This window comes from Pseudomonas sp. 05N434 (genome assembly GCF_056396965.1).
The window spans coordinates 1-5,365 of record NZ_JBFTMK010000350.1; the positions used below are offsets into that span (position 1 = coordinate 1).

4 protein-coding genes and 1 pseudogene are annotated in these 5,365 nt (G+C 55.0%); all 5 read right to left on the reverse strand.

Going from position 1 to position 5,365, the window contains the following annotated elements; all coding sequences use genetic code 11:
- A partial coding sequence (locus AC1DLB_RS20195; RefSeq protein ID WP_477785520.1) for a GTP-binding protein occupies nucleotides 1-334 on the reverse strand: 334 nt, incomplete at its 3' end.
- Nucleotides 335-364: 30 nt separating this feature from the next.
- Nucleotides 365-2,470, reverse strand: coding sequence for an elongation factor G (gene fusA / locus AC1DLB_RS20200; RefSeq protein WP_477785521.1), 2,106 nt, complete (start codon nucleotides 2,468-2,470; stop codon nucleotides 365-367).
- A gap of 30 nt (nucleotides 2,471-2,500) precedes the next feature.
- The gene (gene rpsG / locus AC1DLB_RS20205) at nucleotides 2,501-2,971 is read right to left on the reverse strand and encodes a 30S ribosomal protein S7 (RefSeq protein WP_002555493.1); all 471 of its coding nucleotides are present in this window, start codon (nucleotides 2,969-2,971) and stop codon (nucleotides 2,501-2,503) included.
- 118 nt (nucleotides 2,972-3,089) lie between these two features.
- Nucleotides 3,090-3,461, reverse strand: a complete 372-nt coding sequence (gene rpsL, locus AC1DLB_RS20210) for a 30S ribosomal protein S12 (RefSeq protein WP_003186084.1) — start codon at nucleotides 3,459-3,461, stop codon at nucleotides 3,090-3,092.
- Between the two features lie 218 nt (nucleotides 3,462-3,679).
- Nucleotides 3,680-5,365 (reverse strand): annotated as a pseudogene (locus AC1DLB_RS20215) (DNA-directed RNA polymerase subunit beta'); the annotation flags it as partial.

Sequence of the window (5,365 nt, forward strand, 5' to 3'; positions counted from 1 at the left end):
GACCATCAGCGGCCGAGCAAACCAGGATAGCGCCGTCCATTTGAGCAGCACCGGTGATCATGTTCTTCACATAGTCAGCGTGACCTGGGCAGTCAACGTGAGCGTAGTGACGGATCTTCGAGTTGTACTCAACGTGAGCGGTGTTGATGGTGATACCGCGAGCTTTCTCTTCTGGTGCGCTGTCGATCTTGTCGAAGTCAACACGAGCCGAACCGAAAACTTCGGAGCAGACGCGAGTCAGAGCAGCGGTCAGAGTGGTTTTACCGTGGTCAACGTGACCGATAGTGCCAACGTTGACGTGCGGTAGGGAACGATCAAATTTTTCTTTAGCCACGACAATTAACTCCTTGCCTAAAGGACTGAATCAGCCTTGTTTTTTGGTAACGGTTTCGACGATGTGCGACGGAGCCGTATTGTATTTTTTGAATTCCATAGAGTAGCTTGCGCGACCCTGAGACATGGAACGAACGTCGGTCGCATAACCGAACATCTCGCCCAACGGAACCTCGGCACGAATTACTTTACCGGAAACCGTATCTTCCATACCCAGAATCATGCCGCGACGACGGTTAAGGTCGCCCATCACGTCACCCATATAGTCTTCAGGCGTAACAACCTCTACCGCCATGATCGGCTCAAGCAACTCACCACCACCCTTCTGGGCCAGTTGCTTGGTCGCCATGGAAGCAGCCACCTTAAACGCCATCTCGTTCGAGTCGACGTCGTGGTAAGAACCATCAAACACGGTAGCCTTCAGGCCGATCAGCGGATAGCCGGCAACAACACCGTTCTTCATCTGCTCTTCGATACCCTTCTGGATAGCCGGGATGTATTCCTTAGGAACCACACCACCCACTACTTCGTTCAGGAATTGCAGACCTTCCTGACCTTCGTCAGCAGGTGCAAAACGGATCCAGCAATGACCAAACTGGCCACGACCGCCGGACTGACGAACGAACTTGCCTTCGATTTCGCAGCTCTTCGTGATGCGCTCACGGTACGAAACTTGAGGCTTACCGATGTTGGCTTCGACGTTGAACTCACGGCGCATCCGGTCAACCAGGATGTCCAGGTGCAGCTCGCCCATGCCGGAGATGATCGTTTGACCAGTCTCTTCATCAGTTTTGACGCGGAAAGACGGGTCTTCCTGAGCAAGCTTGCCCAGAGCSAKACCCATTTTTTCCTGGTCATCCTTGGTCTTAGGCTCTACGGCAACCGAAATAACCGGCTCCGGGAAGTCCATGCGAACCAGGATGATTGGCTTGTCAGCGTTGCACAAAGTTTCACCAGTGGTGACGTCCTTCATGCCGATCAAGGCCGCGATGTCACCAGCGCGTACTTCCTTGATTTCTTCACGGGCGTTTGCGTGCATTTGCACCATACGACCCACGCGCTCTTTCTTGCCTTTTACCGAGTTGATCACGCCGTCGCCGGAGGCCAACACGCCCGAGTAAACCCGAACAAAGGTCAAGGTACCCACGAATGGGTCGGTAGCGATCTTGAACGCCAGAGCCGCGAAAGGCTCGTCGTCGCTTGCATGACGCTCCATTTCCTCTTCCTCGTTATCCGGGTTGGAACCCTTGATAGCAGGAATGTCGGTAGGAGCAGGCAGGAAGTCGATAACGGCGTCGAGAACCAGGGGAACACCCTTGTTCTTGAAGGAAGAACCGCAAACAGCCAGAACGATCTCACCAGCGATAGTACGCTGACGCAGAGCGGCCTTGATTTCCTCGATGGAGAGCTCTTCCCCTTCGAGATACTTGTTCATCAGCTCTTCGTTGGCTTCGGCCGCAGCCTCGACCATGTTGCTGCGCCACTCCTCAGCCAGCTCTTGCAGCTCGGCAGGAATGTCCTTGCGAACAGGGACCATACCCTTGTCAGAGTCATTCCAGTAGACAGCTTGCATGTTGATCAGATCGATCTGACCCTGGAAGTTGTCTTCGGAACCGATAGCCAACTGGATTGGCACCGGAGTGTGACCCAGACGCTGCTTGATCTGACCGATCACGCGCAGGAAGTTAGCGCCAGCACGGTCCATCTTGTTTACGTAAACAAGACGTGGAACGCCGTACTTGTTGGCCTGACGCCATACGGTTTCCGACTGAGGCTCAACACCCGAAGTACCGCAGAACACAACGACAGCGCCGTCGAGTACGCGCAGGGAGCGTTCAACTTCAATAGTGAAGTCTACGTGGCCCGGGGTATCGATAACGTTGAAACGGTGTTCGTGCGAGTACTGCTTCTCAGAACCTTTCCAGAAGGCGGTGATAGCAGCAGAAGTAATGGTAATACCACGCTCCTGCTCCTGCACCATCCAGTCTGTGGTCGCGGCGCCGTCATGCACCTCGCCCATTTTGTGACTTTTGCCAGTGTAAAAAAGGACGCGCTCGGTGGTGGTGGTTTTACCAGCATCCACGTGAGCAACGATACCGATGTTACGGTAGCGGCTAATCGGAGTAGTACGAGCCATAAAGCCCTCGCAAAATTAGTGAAGCTAAAATTAGAAGCGGTAGTGCGAGAAAGCCTTGTTGGCTTCAGCCATACGGTGCACGTCTTCACGCTTCTTAACAGCAGCACCTTTACCTTCAGCAGCGTCCAACAGTTCGCCAGCCAAACGCAGAGCCATAGACTTCTCGCCGCGCTTACGGGCGAAGTCTACCAACCAGCGCATTGCCAGCGCGTTACGACGGGACGGACGAACTTCGACCGGAACCTGGTAAGTAGCACCGCCTACACGGCGCGACTTTACTTCGACCAGCGGAGCGATGGCGTCGAGAGCTTTCTCGAAGATTTCCAGGGGGTCGCTGTTCTTGCGTTCTTTAACCTTTTCCAGCGCGCCATAAACGATACGCTCGGCAACGGCTTTTTTGCCGCTTTCCATCACGTGGTTCATGAACTTGGCCAGGATTTGGCTTCCGTATTTTGGATCGTCAAGCACTTCGCGCTTGGCTGCTACGCGTCTTCTTGGCATGGATAAGCCCTCAAACGGTCTTCAGGTTCGCTCGGAATCGGTGCCCTTTCGGGACGCCTCCGACCTTACTCTTATCGACTCAGAAAAATAGAAATCGGTTTTTTGCTGCAAGCGACTATTACTTCGGACGCTTGGTACCGTACTTCGAACGACCTTGGTTACGACCTTTAACGCCGGAAGTATCCAAAGAGCCGCGAACGGTGTGGTAACGAACACCTGGCAAGTCTTTTACACGACCGCCGCGGATCAGTACCACGCTGTGCTCTTGCAGGTTGTGGCCTTCACCGCCGATGTACGAGGAAACCTCGAAACCGTTGGTCAGACGCACACGGCATACTTTACGCAGTGCCGAGTTAGGTTTTTTCGGCGTAGTGGTATACACACGGGTGCATACGCCACGACGTTGCGGGCAGTTCTGCAGCGCAGGCACGTCGGATTTCTCGACGATACGCTTACGCGGCTGACGTACCAGCTGGTTGATAGTTGCCATCTACTAGCTCCACTGTTGTCTTGCGACGCTATTGTCTTGCAAGAAAAGCAAAATGGCAGGAACGAATCCCCGCCAAATTTAGGGGTACAAGAGTCTAAAGAGGATCTTGCCCCCAGTCAAGGCAAGGCCCCGACCTCTCCCCCCATCCAACCTCGACAAATTGTCTCGACTGGATGAACGGAGCGATCAGGGCCTGCACTCATTTACTACCGCAGAACTCAGTTACCGCTCGAGTTCAGCGCTTCGGTCAGTGCAGCTTCCACTTCACTGGCGCTCACGCGCAACGGTTTGTCAGCATCACGGCGGCGCTTGCGCTCGCTGTGATAAGCCAGACCGGTACCGGCCGGGATCAGACGACCCACGACCACGTTTTCTTTCAGGCCGCGCAGGTAATCGCGCTTGCCGGTTACCGCCGCCTCGGTCAGTACGCGAGTGGTTTCCTGGAAGGAAGCCGCCGAGATGAACGATTCGGTGGACAACGACGCCTTGGTGATACCCAGCAGAACACGAGTGAACTTGGAGACAAATTTGTCTTCATTGCTCAGACGCTCGTTCTCTACCAGCACGTGAGTCAATTCCATCTGGTCGCCCTTGATGAAACTGGAATCGCCGGATTCAGCGATCTCAACTTTACGCAGCATCTGACGCAGGATGGTCTCGATGTGCTTGTCGTTGATCTTCACGCCTTGCAGACGGTAAACGTCCTGGATCTCGTTCACGATGTACTTGGCCAGCGCACTCACACCCAGCAGACGCAGGATGTCGTGTGGATCGCTCGGACCGTCGGAGATAACTTCGCCGCGGTTTACCTGTTCGCCTTCGAAGACGTTCAGGTGACGCCACTTCGGAATCAGCTCTTCGTACGGATCGCTACCGTCGTTCGGGGTGATAACCAGACGGCGCTTGCCTTTGGTCTCTTTACCGAACGCGATGGTGCCGCTGACTTCTGCCAGAATCGAGGCTTCTTTCGGACGACGGGCTTCGAACAAGTCGGCAACACGCGGCAGACCACCGGTGATGTCACGGGTCTTCGAAGTCTCTTGCGGAATACGAGCGATAACATCACCGATCGCGATTTTCGCACCGTCCGCTACACCGACCAGGGCGTTAGCAGGCAGGAAGTACTGAGCAATTACGTCGGTACCCGGCAGCAAGAGATCCTTGCCGTTGTCATCAACCATCTTCACAGCAGGACGGATATCTTTACCGGCAGCTGGACGGTCTTTGGCGTCGAGTACTTCAATGTTGGTCATACCGGTCAATTCGTCAGTCTGACGCTTGATCGTGATGCCTTCTTCCATACCCACGTAGGTCACGGTACCTTTCATTTCGGTAACGATTGGGTGAGTGTGCGGATCCCACTTGGCCACGATTGCGCCAGCGTCGACCTTGTCACCTTCTTTAACCGAAATCACAGCACCGTACGGCAGCTTGTAGCGCTCACGCTCACGACCGAAGTCATCAGCGATTGCCAGCTCACCGGAACGGGACACAGCAACCAGGCAACCGTCCACTCGCTCAACGTGCTTCAGGTTATGCAGACGGACGGTACCGCCATTCTTCACCTGAACGCTGTCGGCTGCGGAGGTCCGGCTTGCCGCACCACCGATGTGGAACGTACGCATGGTCAGCTGGGTACCCGGCTCACCGATGGACTGGGCAGCGATAACGCCGACCGCTTCACCGATGTTCACCTGGTGACCACGAGCCAAGTCACGGCCGTAGCACTTGGCGCAAATGCCGTAGCGGGTTTCGCAGCTGATCGGCGAACGCACGATCACTTCGTCGATGCTGTTCAGCTCGATGAACTCGACCCACTTCTCGTCTACCAGAGTGCCGGCAGGAACGATAACTTCCTCGGTACCTGGCTTGAATACGTCACGGGCGATGACACGACCCAATAC